Source organism: Loigolactobacillus rennini DSM 20253 (genome assembly GCF_001436505.1).
Taxonomy (GTDB): Bacteria; Bacillota; Bacilli; order Lactobacillales; family Lactobacillaceae; genus Loigolactobacillus; species Loigolactobacillus rennini.
The window spans coordinates 24,777-38,418 of the sequence record NZ_AYYI01000040.1 but is presented as its reverse complement, the minus strand read 5'-3'; the positions used below and the strand labels follow the sequence as shown (position 1 = coordinate 38,418).

Sequence of the window (13,642 nt, the reverse complement as noted above, 5' to 3'; positions counted from 1 at the left end):
TTTATGGGTTTTTCTGTCCATTAATATGTTCAACTTAAATTTTACAATCTACCTTAAAAAATTTCCCAGCAAATTGGTTGCTAAATGTAATTATTAGTATTACAGTTAAATCGTAGCGTAATGAAAGGAAGGATTCTATGAGTAATGTATTAGTTTTAGGGGCTGCAGGTAAAATTGCACGTTTGGCAGAAGAACAACTACTTGATAATACAGACGCACAGTTGACGTTGTTTTTGCGCCGGCCAGAACGTTTAGAAGGAAAAATAAATAAAGATCGCGAACGGCTAGTTGATGGCGATGCGACTAACCAGGAACAGTTAGTGGCTGCCATGAAAGGGCAAGACATCGTTTATGCTAACTTGGCTGGCTCAAACATTGAAGAACAAGCCACAAAAATTGTGGCGGCAATGGATCAAGTTGGGATCAAACGCTTAATTTGGATTTCCACATTAGGTATTTACGATGAAGTGCCAGGTGCTTACGGCAAATGGAACCACCAAATGTTAGACGGTGGCTACCTTGAAACCTACAGTGCTGCAGCTAAAGTCATCGAAAATAGTGATTTGGATTACACTGTTGTTCGGCCAGCTTGGTTGTCCAATAAAAATGAAATTGATTACGAAATCACGCAAAAAGGTGAACCATTCAAGGGTACCGAAGTTTCCCGTAAAAGTATCGGGGCTTTAGTCATGAAATTGGTTCAAGATCCTAGCCAAGAAATTGGTCATTCAATTGGGGTCAATAAGCCAAATACTGACGGTGACAAACCTGAATGGTACCGTTAGTTTTAAAATAAACTCCCTTCTTTAAAATTATAAAAAGTCAGATGCACCCTAAAGCAAAAATTGCTTTAGGGTGCATTTTTAAATAACTACTTATAATAGTAGAAACTGATTTTCGGTAATGCGTGTAAGTTGCCTTAATCAATTAAAGTGATTATCCTAGTTGAATTATTAAAGCTTACCGTGAAATTTTTAATTTTAGTGTTTAAACGAATAAATTAAATATTCAACGAGTAAATACCCAAAAAGTGGGGCTGTTTGCCGGTTTTGATGAAAAAATATCCAAATATGAATTGACGTTGCTTGCTGTTTTGCATTATAATGTTCATTATTATATCGAATATAAGAAAAGGGTGTGAATTTCTCGTTAAATTATCATTATTTTTAATATAGAAAGCTTCACATATCAAAGCTTGAATAATGATAGTTTAGAAATGAAATATTGAAAGTGAAAAAATGATGAGATTGTAAAGCGAGAAAGGAAGTTGTGTATTGGATAATAAAAAGGAAAAAACCTTCTTAGGCCAACCCCATGGACTCATGACGCTATTCTTCACTGAGTTCTGGGAACGGTTCAGCTACTATGGGATGCGGGCCCTTTTAGTTTTCTACTTAATTGACCATGTTAGTAATGGTGGTTTAGGCTTCGACCAAGCCACTGGGGCATCGATTATGTCCATTTATGGCTCGTTAGTTTATATGTCAAGTGTCATTGGTGGTTTTATCGCCGACCGGCTATTAGGTAGTCGGCGCACTGTTTTTTGGGGCGGCGTTTTAATCATGCTAGGGCACATTGTGTTATCCACACCGTTTGGTGAGGGCGCGTTATATGGTTCCATCGCGCTAATCACGTTAGGAACTGGGTTATTGAAGCCTAACGTTTCAGAAATGGTTGGGACGTTGTATACCGAAGATGATATCCGCCGTGATTCAGGTTTTACGATTTTTGTCATGGGGATTAACGCTGGTTCATTATTGGCACCTTATGTGGTCGGCTCAATTGGCCAGCAAGTCAATTACCATTTAGGCTTCTCGTTGGCAGCTATCGGTATGTTCTTCGGCTTAATTCAGTACTGGCGTGGCGGTAAATACTTAAGCGAATCAAGTTTGCGTCCTGGTGATCCGATTACTAAAGCTGAACGTGGTAGCTTAACGCGTAAATTGATTGCCATTATTGTAGCTGTGTTAGTGATCCTTGGCTTAATGATGGTTTCCAACAACTTTAACGTCACTAATGTTATTTTAGCTTTCAGTATTTTAGGTGTGTTATTGCCAATTGGCTATTTCATTATGATGCTGTCCAGCAAGAAGGTAACAAAAGTTGAGCGTTCCCGTGTTTGGGCTTACGTGCCATTATTTATTGCCAGTGTCTTATTCTGGTCAATTGAAGAACAGGGTTCTGTTGTTTTAGCCCTATTCGCTAAACAGCAAACACAATTAGATCTTGGTTTCATTCATTTATTGCCATCTTGGTTCCAATCACTTAATCCAGCTTTTATTATTTTATACGGACCAATTTTTGCTTGGTTCTGGATTAAATTAGGTAAACGCCAACCTTCAACTGCGGCTAAGTTTGCTTATGGTCTTGGTTTTGCTGGTGCATCATTCTTAGTGATGCTGATTCCAATTTCTATCTTCGGCGTTCATGCCCGGGTTAACGCTTTGTGGTTAGTCTTGAGTTGGGCCGTTGTTGAAATTGGTGAAATGTTAATTTCACCAGTTGGTTTGTCGGCAACGACTAAATTAGCGCCAAAGGCCTTTCAATCTCAGATGATGAGTATGTGGTTCTTAGGTGATGCAGCGGCACAGGCAATTAACGCCCAAATCGTCCGCTTATATACACCAGCTAATGAAATGATGTATTTTGCCGTGATTGGCTTGATTACCGTTGTCTTTGGGGTCCTTCTTGGCTTCATGGTGCCACGAATCAAGAAATTGATGGAAGGTATTAATTAAATTCAACAATATTGTTTAAAGCTGTGGTAAACGCCACAGCTTTTTTAGTGTGTTATAGGCGTTATCGGCCACCAGCAAAGCCAGTTGTGATATGCTAAGGCTGTCGTAATGAAGAGGAGGCAAAGCATGCGTAAAATTGGGATGACCAGTGACAACCATTTTGACATCAATCAAGTGGCTGTACCAAGGGTGATCAAGCAGCAGGCTGCTTATTTACGTCAGCACCACTATACCGATTATTTAATTGCTGGTGACTTGTTTAATGATTTTACGCGCAGTGTTGCTTACGTCAATCAGCTGGCTCAGCAGTTACAAGGGCAGTGCCGGGTTTATTTTATTGCTGGCAACCACGATATGATTCGCGGAACCAATTTTAATCAATTGCAAAGTTCAGTGAACGCCCATTACGTACATCAAAAAATGATTGCTTTCCCTGGAACTGATTATGTTTTAATCGGCAATAATGGTTGGTATGATTATCAATTTGCAAATTTATCCGGGAAAAGCGCAGCTGATTTTGCACAGTGGAAGCGGGCTTTTTGGGTAGATGGTGCCATTGTACAGCCAGTTAGTGATATTGAACGGATGGCTTTGGTGCTGAAAGCCACTAAAATGCAGTTGCAACAAGCCGCAAACCAAGGGAAAAAGGTTATTTATATGACACATTTTGTTCCGCAAGCCGCTTACATCAGCCATACTGGTAGACGGCCACGGTGGGCAGAAATGGCGAATGCACTGATGGGCTCGCCTAGATTAGGTCAGTTATTAACTCAATATCACGTGCAGGCAGTTTTATTTGGTCACACACATTTAAAGTATCCGCCGCGGCAAATACAGGGTGTCACTTATTTTTGTGCGCCAGTAGGTTATGGTACTAAACGCCACTGTGAGTGGCGTTGGGGCACAAATTTTTTCAATGAATGGCAAGCTTGTTTACAAACTTATTGTATTAAATAAGCTAAGGGGGCTTGCAAAGTGATTTAATTTCGAGTAGAATATTTATTGTTGAAAATTCATGGAGGAGTAGCGAAGTGGCTAAACGCGGCGGACTGTAAATCCGCTCCTTCGGGTTCGGTGGTTCGAATCCACTCTCCTCCATTTATTGGGATATAGCCAAGTGGTAAGGCAATGGACTTTGACTCCATCATGCGCTGGTTCGAATCCAGCTATCCCAGTCTAGTTAGGAGTTACGACAATTCAGTTTGTTGTAGCTCCTTTTTTAGTGGCAGGTCTAGCATGTTAAACTAGGAGATACCATTAATTTTAAGGAGGCTTTTCGAATGAAAATTGGGTTTATCGGTGTTGGCCACATGGCACAGGCAATTATTTTAGGTTTACAGCGGCAAAATTATTTACCAGCGGCTAACATTTTGGTTCACAGTGTCCATCCAGCTCATTACCAACAATTTGCGGCTGCCAATGGTTTAACGCCTGTAGCTAGCAACGCTGCAGTAGTCGACCAAGCCGACATTGTGATTTTAGCAGTGCCGGCCACGCAAACATTAGAAATTGTGGCACAGTTGCAAACTGAATTGACTGCTAAACAACCGATTTTAGTGTCTGTAGCCGGTGGCATTTCGCTTGCACAACTTCAGGAAAATTCAGATAGTACAAACTTAAGCATTTTACGTACAATGCCAAATGTTAACGTTGCGATTGCGCAGGGGATGACCGCGCTAGTTGCTGCGCCAACGACACCAGAAAAAGATTTTGCTCAGGTAAAACAACTTTTCCAAGCGTTGGGACAAACAATTCAACTAGCAGAAAAAGATTTCCCGGCATTTAGTGCTGTTTCTGGTAGCGCCCCTGCCTTTGCCTATTTATTTATCGACGCTTTGTCGCGGGCAGGTGTGAAGTATGGTTTGGATAAAGCTGCGGCAACTAGAATTGCCGCGCAAACTGTTAAAGGCAGTGCAGCAAATGTTTTACAAAGTCAAGAAAATCCGTGGGGTTTAATCGATCAAGTTTCCTCGCCTGGGGGTACCACTGTCGCTGGTGTTTTAGCTTTAGAAGAAGCGGGGCTAATGTCTGCAGTGGTGAAAGGCATTGATGCGACAATTGCCAAAGAAAAACAAGGTTAACTTGCAGGCCGCTTGACGTTTCTCGGCAATTTGACTTTAAATGGGCTTAAGCAAGCGCTTGAACTTCTGGTCTATACCGATTATAATAAAGACATTAATAAAAAAAGGTGGAATCAAGCGATGAGCGTAAAAGTGTTGAAACATGCCACCATTTACACCGGTGACGATATTATTGATGATGGCTTCGTGCGGTTTGATAGTAAAATTTTAGCTGTTGGTCCCATGGCAGATTTTAAGAATCATGCTGGGGATGAAGTGATTTTAGCGACAGGCAAAACGATTGTCCCTGGTTTCATTGATGTCCATAGTCATGGTGGTTATGGCTATGATTCAATGGATGGTAACGCAGACGAAATTGATAAAATGGTTCAGCAGATGACCCAAAATGAAGGGATCACCACTTATTTTGCGACAACCATGACCCAATCTAATGCGAACATTGACAAAGCAATGCGTGGCATTAAAACAGCAGCGGCTCATAATCCTGTTATTCAAGGGATCCATTTAGAGGGCCCGTTCATCGCGGCGAAGTTTAAGGGTGCACAGCCAGAAGAATACATTAAAGACCCAGATTATAAATTATTGGATCATTGGAATGAATTATCTGGCGGCTTGGTTAAAGTTATCACCTATGCACCAGAAGATGCACATGCACGGGAATTTGAAGATTATTGCCTGAGTCACGGCATTGTCCCTGCAGTTGGCCACAGCAATGCAACACGGGAACAATTATTGACCAGTAAGGCAAGCCATGCAACGCATTTATACAATGCCCAACGTGAATTCAAGCACCGTGAACCTGGGGTTACCGGCCACGTGATGTTAGAAAACAACATGTACGCTGAATTAATTATGGATGGCTTTCACATTGTGCCTGACATGTTAGAGCTTGCCTTTGACCAAAAAGGACCAGAACGAATTGAATTAGTCACGGACTCCATGCGTTCTAAAGGGATGCCAGAAGGAGAAAGTGAATTAGGCGGGCAGAAAGTCTTTGTTAAGGATAAACAAGCGCGCTTAGCTGATGGAACGCTAGCGGGTTCTGTTTTGGAATATCCAGATGCGTTTAAAAATGCAATGAAGTTCACTGACGCTGATTTATATGAAGCCGTTTTGATGAGTTCTGTCAACCAAGCCCATGAATTTGGTTTGCAGAATAAAGGCGGTATTGCAGTGGGTAAGGATGCTGATTTAAATTTGCTGGATAATGCAGCTAACTTACTGGAAACCTATAGTTATGGACGTCATTTTGTGCGTTCTGCTAAATAACGCTGATTTAACGCAAATAAACGCTGTTTGTAGTGAAGGAGGGGATATTGATGGAGACACCGGTTTATATTCAAATTCATAATGCCATTAAACGTGATATTGAAACGGGTAAATGGGCGATCGGTGACCGCATCCCTTCTGAACGTAAACTGGCTGTTGTTTTTGGCGTCAGCCGGATGACTTTGCGCCAGGCAATTCAAACATTGGTCGACGAAGGTATTTTGGAGCGGCGGATTGGTGCTGGGACTTATGTGGCTAATCAAAAAGTCCAGGAAAAAATGTCTGGCGTGACTAGCTTTACTGACATCATGTTAGCTCAAGGCAAAACACCATCGAGCAAGACGGTTTCATACCATCTAGCTAATCCGTCATTATCGGAAAAAGAAAAGCTGAAATTAGCGGATGGGGAACAAGTATTGAGGATGGAACGCATCCGTTATGCAGACAATGTGCCGATTAGTTTTGAGGTCGCGACAGTACCGGAAGCGTTAGTGCAACAGTTTAGCAAAGCTGAAGTCACGAGTTCGTTGTACCGCACGCTCGAACGAAAAGCTGGATTAACTTTAGGGGGCGCGGAACAGACGATTACAGCGCAAACTGCCTCAGAACGCATTGCGGAATTTTTAGCGATCAAGCGGGGAGCACCGATTTTACGGTTGCGGCAACGTTCTTTTCTAAAAGATGGCCGTCCCTTTGAATATGTACGTACTCAGTATGTTGGCAGCCGGTTTGAATTTTATCTAGAGCGTTAAAGTGAATCGTATCCAATAGTGAGCCGAATGAGTCATGTCGTTGTGACTTGTTCGGCTCTTTGCGTTGTTAGTGAAATCGGCCTAGCGCAACTTTAAAATCTGATGTTTAGATTTAAAGTGATTAAAAAGTCTTAAATATCTGATTAAGTTTATTAAATTCGGTGTTATTCTGCGCTTAGATTTTATACAATGTTAATTAAGTAACAAATCCGGGTTTTGAAAGGTAGAACGTCAATGAATCAACAAGTCACGGCAGTGATCGTTACCTATAATCGTTTAGCCTTGTTAAAGGAAAGCATCGCTGCTGTTTTAAACCAGACAGTACCAGTAGCTAATTTAATCGTGATTAATAATCATAGTACTGCTGAAACGGCTGCTTATTTAACGACCGTTCAAGACAAACGCTTGCATGCCGTTAATTTACCCAAAAATTTAGGCGGTGCTGGTGGTTTCACTTTAGGTTTGCAATTAGCTTTTAATCAAACAACCAGTGATTTAGTTTGGGTGATGGATGATGATACAGTCCCTAAGCCAACTGCTTTAGAAAATTTATTAGCAGCGGCGAACACATTGCAAGGGCAATTTAGCTTTTTAGCGGCTAATGTGCGATTAACTGATGGGCGACCAAATAACGTTCCAGAAACGACAAACAATTGGTCAACTAAAACGGCCGCTAATTTGATTCAGATTCAATCAGCCTCCTTTGTTGCGTTGCTTGTTGCCCGGCCGGCAGTTGAAAACGTGGGACTGCCTTTGCCGGAATTTTTCATTTGGTTTGATGACATTGAATTCACACGCCGACTGACACGCTTTGCGCCAGCATACTTGGCCTTAACGGCACAGGTGGTGCATAAAACCAAAGGGGGCCGGGAACCAGATATTTTAACGGACGATACTGCACGGCTACCGCGGTATTATTACTATTTCCGCAACAAATATTATTTAGAACGGACTAGTAATGGTAAAAAGGGTGCGTTGAAGGAAACCTACCGGGATTTAGCGAAATTAGCGCAAATCCTGACACAGCGCCAGCCTGAACGTTGGCAAAAGGCAGGTTTAATTTTACGGGGCTGGTTAGCTGGCAAACAATTTCACCCCCATGTACGTCACATTAAAGAAAAGTGAGGCCTGTTTTATGCAATTAACGGCAGTCATTGTTTTTTATCAGACAAAATTGGCACAGGCACTGACACTGCAAACGTTGAAAACCAGCATAACGCCGGCGCTGCGCCCCTTTTTAAGCCAAATACATTTTGTGCTTTACGATAATTCTCCACAAAAACAAGTGCCAACGGATTTAGACTGGTTGCCTGACTTTGATTATCATCATGATCCGCGAAATTTAGGCCTATGCCCAGCTTACAATTTAGCTTTAAAACAGGCACAACAAAATAACAGCCATTTTTTGTGGTTGCTGGATCAAGATACCGCATTGACAACGGAATTTTTAGAGGAAGTGCAGCAACAATTATCTGCCAATCCGGCTGTCCAAGCGATAGTTCCGCAAATTGAAGCGGCTGGAAAATTAGTGTCGCCGCGAGCATTGACAGCCCCTTTTAAAGTTGTGCCGCTAGCTGCTGGTCAACGGCAAAATGCGTTAGCCATTAATTCAGCGGCGCTGGTGCAAGTTGCCTTTTTACGTCAAATAGGTGGTTTTAATCCTGAGTTTCCGTTGGATTTTTTAGATAACTGGTTGTTTTACCAGATTGCGCAAGCAGGTGGCAAAGTTTTAGTCTTAGCTAGTGTGTTGCAACACCAGCTATCAGTTATGACTACCCGTAATATAAAACTACCGCGTTATCACAGTATTTTAGCGGCAGAATGGCATTACTACCATCAGTATCAAAAAATTGGTGAAGGACGCTATCGTTGGCATTTATTGTTACGCTTTGCTAGTCAGCTGTTATTAAAGCGAGATTGGGCTAAAGCTAAAGCAGTTTTAAAATTATTGGTGGGTTATCGTCCCGTTTGAAGGTGTATTTTATCTGTTTAATTTTGTGGTAAAATATGGACAATTAGATTTTTATTTTTTAGGAGGACTACATAATGAAAGGCATTATTCTTGCCGGGGGTTCTGGGACCCGGCTGTACCCGGTCACCCGGGCGATTTCGAAACAATTGATTCCGGTGTATGACAAACCCATGATTTATTACCCGTTATCTAGCTTGATGTTAGCGGGGATCCAGGAAATCTGCATTATTTCCACACCCCGAGATACGCCCCGGTTTGAGGCGTTGTTTGGCGATGGTCATGACCTAGGCTTAGACATTACTTATAAAGTCCAAGCCCATCCGAATGGCCTGGCTGACGCCTTTTTAGTGGCAGAAGATTTTATTGCCGGTGACTCAGTGTGCTTGATTTTAGGCGATAATATTTTCTATGGCGGCGGGTTGTCCAAAATGCTCCAAACTGCAGCGGCGAAGCCAGCTGGGGCCACCGTGTTCGGCTATCACGTCAATGATCCAGAACGCTTTGGCGTAGTGGACTTTGATGACCAGCACCGGGCCGTTTCCATTGTGGAAAAGCCTAGCCACCCGCAAAGTAATTACGCGGTGACCGGCTTGTATTTCTACGATAATCAAGTGGTGGACATTGCCAAACACATTCAGCCGTCTGCCCGCGGGGAACTGGAAATCACGGACGTTAACCAGGAATACCTACGTCGGGGGCAGTTGGACGTCCAATTGATGGGCCGGGGCTTTGCTTGGCTAGATACCGGGACCCATGCGTCCTTACAACAAGCAGCTAGCTTCATTGAAACTATCCAAACCCGGCAAAATCTCGAAGTGGCTTGCTTGGAAGAAATTGCTTACCGGATGGGCTACATCGACCGGGACAAGCTGCTGGCTTTAGCGCAGCCGTTAAAGAAAACTGACTACGGGCAATACATGATTCGCTTAGCTAAAGGCGAATTAGATTATTTAGGGTAAAGGTATTAGCGCGCTAAGTATAAAGCGCTAGCTGGTTTAGTTGCAGCTAGCTTACTATTTGCTGCTAACTGGTTAATTAAGCGCCGCTTTAAGCGCGCTTGGTTTGGCATTAAGCGTCCTTAACCGCTAACTTAACCCGCACCTAACAATATAGAAATCGAGGCACAGGCAATGCAAGTATTAAAAACAAAATTACAAGATGTTCGTTTGGTGGAAACAGATGTTTTCGGTGACCGCCGGGGCTTTTTTACTGAAACTTATACTAAGAAAAAATTTGTCGCCGCTGGGATTACCAATGACTTTAACCAAGACAACCAATCGTTGTCCGTGGAACCAGGGGTTTTGCGGGGCATGCACTATCAGTTAGCGCCGTATGCGCAAACTAAGTTACTCCGTGCAGTCACAGGTGTGATTTATGATGTCCTAGTGGATATTCGCGCTGGCTCGCCTACTTACGGCCAGTGGGAAGGCTACTTACTCAGTGAGTACAACCACCGCCAGTTGTTAGTTCCGAAAGGTTTTGCCCATGGCTTTTTAACTTTGACGCCAAACGTTAACGTAGCGTATAAAGTCGACGGCTACTACGCGCCCGAAGCAGACCGGGGGATTGCGTATGATGACCCGGCCATTGGCATTCAGTGGCCGATGGCAACGGACCAGCTGATTTTATCGGAAAAAGACCAGCACCATCCACGCTTAAAAGACGCTGAAATCAACTTTAAATGGGAGGGCTAACCATGAACTTACTTGTCACTGGCGGTGCCGGTTTTATCGGGACTAACTTTATTCATTATCTTTTGCAGGCACACCCAGACGATGTCATTGTCAACTTGGATTTATTAACTTATGCCGGCAACGTGCATAACTTAGACGATTTAAAAAATGAGCCGCGGCACCATTTTGTCCACGGCAACATCACCAACCGGGAACTGGTGACCCACTTGGTTCACCAGTATCACATTGATGCGATTATCAACTTTGCGGCAGAGTCCCACGTGGACCGTTCGATTCTTCACCCAGAAGTGTTCATTGAAACTAACGTCCAAGGTACGCTAGCTTTGTTAGATGTAACCAAGCGGGAACACGTGGGTAAATTCCTGCAAGTTTCCACCGACGAAGTTTACGGCGCGTTAGGGAAAACCGGCTACTTTAAAGAAAGTTCCCCGCTACAACCTAATTCGCCTTACTCCGCTAGTAAAGCGTCAGCGGATTTGTTAACCCGGGCGTACTATGAAACTTACGGTTTAAACGTCAACATTACCCGTTGTTCCAATAACTACGGCCCGTATCAATTCCCAGAAAAATTGATTCCGTTAATGGTGTCTAACGGTATGACCGGTAAAGACTTGCCGATTTACGGTGATGGCGAAAACGTCCGCGATTGGTTGTACGTTACCGATCATTGCCGCGCGATTGACTTAGTCTTGCGGCAAGGCGCGCCGGGGGAAGTCTACAATGTGGGCGGCCATAATGAACGGACCAATAATCAAATCGTTCACCGGATTGTGGACACGCTCAACTTGCCGGATTCTCGGATTAAGTACGTGGCAGACCGGTTAGGCCATGACCGACGCTATGCCATTGATCCCGAAAAAATTGAGACGCAATTAAATTGGCAGCCGGAGTACACCTTTGAAACCGGAATTGGCAAAACCATTCAGTGGTACCAAGACCATGAAGTTTGGTGGCAACCGTTAAAGGCCCGGGCTGGGTTGAAATAAGGCTACTATCGGGCAAGCGTAGCCGGCATTAAACAGCCACTACGTTACTTGCAAACACGAAGGAGGTTTTTGCAGATGCGAATTTTAATTACGGGCGCTGACGGGCAGCTGGGTACGGAGCTGCGCCATTTATTAGACGCCCACCAGCTTAGTTACCGGGCCACCGATAGCCACGATCTGGATATCACCGATAAAACGGCGGTGCAGCGCTACTTTAAGGCGTTCCAACCCCAAATTGTCTACCATTGTGCTGCCTACACCGCTGTGGATGCGGCGGAAACTGAACCGGGGAAGACTACCAATCAAGCAGTGAACGCTACCGGCACTGCTAATGTGGCCGTGGCGGCAGAACAAGTGGGCGCCACGTTAGTGTACATCAGTACCGATTATGTTTTCGCTGGGGACCAGCATGCCCCTTACACCACCGACGCCCAACCAGCCCCGCAGAATGAATATGGGCGGGCCAAGTATGCCGGCGAACAAGCGGTGCAGCGCTTAGCCAGTCGCTACTACATTATTCGTACGTCCTGGGTATTTGGCGAGTACGGCCATAACTTTATCTACACCATGTTAAAGCTGGCGCAGGATCATGACCAGCTCACCGTGGTCAACGATCAAGTGGGCCGGCCAGCTTGGACCCGGACGCTGGCGGAGTTTATGACTTTCGCTACCGATCACCAGCTGCCTTATGGGATTTACCATTTAGCCGCTACCGGCACTTGTAGCTGGTACCAGTTTGCCCGGACTATCTTGCAAGACCGGCCGGTGACCGTGAAGCCGGTCACTTCCGCGGAATACCCGCAAAAAGCGTGGCGGCCGCGACATGCCGTGTTGGATTTGAGTAAAACGTTGGCCACTGGCTTTAAGCTGCCGAGTTGGCAGGAAGCATTGGCGGCGTTTATGCAGGAGATTGCAGGATAATATTTCAAAAAGGTGATAGTTAATGTTAGAAAATAAGCAAGTTAGCTGGTACGAGCTCATAGATATTTTAAAACAGCGTTGGTTAATCGAATTAATCGTTGCAGTAATTATTTTAATGGTTGGTTTTTTTTCTTTAAACTTAAATCGGCCCACTGCCACACCGCCAGCTAAGTATCAAGCTTCCAGTCAAGTTTTATTAACTTTACAGGAGAATCAACAGCAAGTGGTCATGGACCAAATGCCTAATCCGCAATATGTTAAAACATTTGCTGAGGTAGCCCGAACTAATTTAGTTGTTAAGCCAGTGAAAAAAAAGTTGGCAACTCAAAATATCTCGCTTTCTTTACGAAATTTAAAAAAGCAAGTAACTGTCTATACTAATGATAATAATTCATTACTTGACGTTGAAGTAGCAGCTGATAATCGTGCTGAAGCAAAAAAAATTGCACGCACCTATGCTAAAGTTACTAGTCAAAAAGTTGCACCAGTGATGGGGTTAGGACATGGCCGTGTAGTTGAAGCAGCACAAGTGAAAAAAAATCGTGTTTCACAAAAATTATCATTTAAGCGCGTGTTTGGTTTAATTTTTGTTGCGATTGTTTTAGGCGGGGCTTCAGGTTTTTTAGTGGAATATTGTGATCGACGAATTCGTAGTCACTATTTTGTGACTACATTCTTAGGTTATGAACCGTTACAGTTGAGTTCAATCCCTACAGCAACTGAGTTGGCAACGGTGCGTAACACCTTGGATATTGTGCAACCTAAACAGCAAGTGATCGCTTTACAAGCACCAGCTGCGACTCAGCAGTTTACAACATTTGGACAACAATTAGCTGACCAGTATGCTCAAGCAGGACAGTCGGTTTTAGTGGTGGATTTAGCCACTGATGCTGCTACCTTGCAACAACTTGCTAGTGACACAGTGACTGCCACTTATAAAAAAGGCGCGGTGACCACGCTGGCACAAAGTACAACAGCTGAACAGCCGCAATTAACTTTGCAGCAACTTGCTAAATGTTTAGAAATTTTCCGACGGGATTTTCCGTTAGTCATTCTACTAGCTGCTGGGGTGCAGCTGGTAGGAAACGTTCAATTGGCTAGTCATTTAGCTGATTCCCGGTTGTTATTGCTTCAACAAGGACGCTCCAGTAAAAAAGCGGCATTACAGTTGCAACAGCAAGCACATAACCGGGCACCTTTTACCGCTGTCCTTTATTTGAAGGCCTAAG

Annotated in this window: 13 protein-coding genes and 2 tRNA genes; all 15 read left to right on the top strand. The window is 43.8% G+C overall.

From position 1 onward, the window contains the following. Positions 1-137 precede the first annotated feature (137 nt). The 15 genes from FC24_RS06680 to FC24_RS06610 all read left to right on the top strand — a co-directional run bounded on the left by FC24_RS06680 (position 138) and on the right by FC24_RS06610 (position 13,641). Entirely contained in the window at positions 138-785 is a 648-nt protein-coding gene (locus FC24_RS06680) for an SDR family oxidoreductase (RefSeq protein WP_057874117.1), read from the top strand. 489 nt (positions 786-1,274) lie between these two features. Then, the gene (locus tag FC24_RS06675) at positions 1,275-2,738 is read left to right on the top strand and encodes a peptide MFS transporter (RefSeq protein ID WP_083485655.1); all 1,464 of its coding nucleotides are present in this window, start codon (positions 1,275-1,277) and stop codon (positions 2,736-2,738) included. Positions 2,739-2,864: 126 nt separating this feature from the next. Continuing rightward, on the top strand, positions 2,865-3,695 hold the full coding sequence (locus tag FC24_RS06670; protein WP_057874116.1) for a metallophosphoesterase: 831 nt from the start codon (positions 2,865-2,867) through the stop codon (positions 3,693-3,695). 60 nt (positions 3,696-3,755) lie between these two features. Continuing rightward, positions 3,756-3,836: transfer RNA gene (locus FC24_RS06665), tRNA-Tyr, on the top strand. 5 nt (positions 3,837-3,841) lie between these two features. Then, positions 3,842-3,913 (top strand) — tRNA-Gln (locus FC24_RS06660). Positions 3,914-4,018: 105 nt separating this feature from the next. Beyond that, the gene (gene proC / locus FC24_RS06655; RefSeq protein ID WP_057874115.1) at positions 4,019-4,819 is read left to right on the top strand and encodes a pyrroline-5-carboxylate reductase; all 801 of its coding nucleotides are present in this window, start codon (positions 4,019-4,021) and stop codon (positions 4,817-4,819) included. Positions 4,820-4,939: 120 nt separating this feature from the next. Beyond that, positions 4,940-6,088, top strand: a complete 1,149-nt coding sequence (nagA, locus tag FC24_RS06650; protein ID WP_057874114.1) for an N-acetylglucosamine-6-phosphate deacetylase — start codon at positions 4,940-4,942, stop codon at positions 6,086-6,088. 50 nt (positions 6,089-6,138) lie between these two features. Continuing rightward, positions 6,139-6,840 (top strand): GntR family transcriptional regulator, encoded by a 702-nt coding sequence (locus tag FC24_RS06645; protein ID WP_057874113.1) that lies wholly within the window; start codon positions 6,139-6,141, stop codon positions 6,838-6,840. Between the two features lie 234 nt (positions 6,841-7,074). After that, the gene (locus FC24_RS06640; protein ID WP_057874112.1) at positions 7,075-7,965 is read left to right on the top strand and encodes a glycosyltransferase family 2 protein; all 891 of its coding nucleotides are present in this window, start codon (positions 7,075-7,077) and stop codon (positions 7,963-7,965) included. 10 nt (positions 7,966-7,975) lie between these two features. After that, a complete protein-coding gene (locus tag FC24_RS06635) occupies positions 7,976-8,812 on the top strand; it encodes a glycosyltransferase (protein ID WP_057874111.1) in 837 nt (278 codons plus the stop codon). 74 nt (positions 8,813-8,886) lie between these two features. After that, positions 8,887-9,771 (top strand): glucose-1-phosphate thymidylyltransferase RfbA, encoded by an 885-nt coding sequence (gene rfbA / locus FC24_RS06630; RefSeq protein ID WP_057874110.1) that lies wholly within the window; start codon positions 8,887-8,889, stop codon positions 9,769-9,771. A gap of 171 nt (positions 9,772-9,942) precedes the next feature. Then, positions 9,943-10,506 (top strand): dTDP-4-dehydrorhamnose 3,5-epimerase, encoded by a 564-nt coding sequence (gene rfbC, locus FC24_RS06625; RefSeq protein WP_057874109.1) that lies wholly within the window; start codon positions 9,943-9,945, stop codon positions 10,504-10,506. A gap of 2 nt (positions 10,507-10,508) precedes the next feature. Next, the gene (rfbB, locus tag FC24_RS06620) at positions 10,509-11,492 is read left to right on the top strand and encodes a dTDP-glucose 4,6-dehydratase (protein ID WP_057874108.1); all 984 of its coding nucleotides are present in this window, start codon (positions 10,509-10,511) and stop codon (positions 11,490-11,492) included. 75 nt (positions 11,493-11,567) lie between these two features. Continuing rightward, complete coding sequence (rfbD, locus tag FC24_RS06615; protein ID WP_057874107.1) at positions 11,568-12,413, top strand: dTDP-4-dehydrorhamnose reductase; 846 nt, start codon at positions 11,568-11,570, stop codon at positions 12,411-12,413. A 22-nt stretch (positions 12,414-12,435) separates the two neighbouring features. Beyond that, positions 12,436-13,641, top strand: a complete 1,206-nt coding sequence (locus FC24_RS06610; RefSeq protein WP_057874106.1) for a YveK family protein — start codon at positions 12,436-12,438, stop codon at positions 13,639-13,641. Position 13,642: the final 1 nt, after the last annotated feature.

Bases quoted from the DNA above. Each gene is read 5' to 3' on its own strand.
- FC24_RS06680 (WP_057874117.1), top strand. From the start codon at position 138: ATGAGTAATGTATTAGTTTTAGGGGCTGCAGGTAAAATTGCACGTTTG.
- proC (WP_057874115.1), top strand. From the start codon at position 4,019: ATGAAAATTGGGTTTATCGGTGTTGGCCACATGGCACAGGCAATTATT.
- FC24_RS06670 (WP_057874116.1), top strand. From the start codon at position 2,865: ATGCGTAAAATTGGGATGACCAGTGACAACCATTTTGACATCAATCAA.
- FC24_RS06610 (WP_057874106.1), top strand. From the start codon at position 12,436: ATGTTAGAAAATAAGCAAGTTAGCTGGTACGAGCTCATAGATATTTTA.
- FC24_RS06640 (WP_057874112.1), top strand. From the start codon at position 7,075: ATGAATCAACAAGTCACGGCAGTGATCGTTACCTATAATCGTTTAGCC.
- nagA (WP_057874114.1), top strand. From the start codon at position 4,940: ATGAGCGTAAAAGTGTTGAAACATGCCACCATTTACACCGGTGACGAT.
- FC24_RS06645 (WP_057874113.1), top strand. From the start codon at position 6,139: ATGGAGACACCGGTTTATATTCAAATTCATAATGCCATTAAACGTGAT.
- rfbB (WP_057874108.1), top strand. From the start codon at position 10,509: ATGAACTTACTTGTCACTGGCGGTGCCGGTTTTATCGGGACTAACTTT.
- rfbA (WP_057874110.1), top strand. From the start codon at position 8,887: ATGAAAGGCATTATTCTTGCCGGGGGTTCTGGGACCCGGCTGTACCCG.
- rfbC (WP_057874109.1), top strand. From the start codon at position 9,943: ATGCAAGTATTAAAAACAAAATTACAAGATGTTCGTTTGGTGGAAACA.
- rfbD (WP_057874107.1), top strand. From the start codon at position 11,568: ATGCGAATTTTAATTACGGGCGCTGACGGGCAGCTGGGTACGGAGCTG.
- FC24_RS06635 (WP_057874111.1), top strand. From the start codon at position 7,976: ATGCAATTAACGGCAGTCATTGTTTTTTATCAGACAAAATTGGCACAG.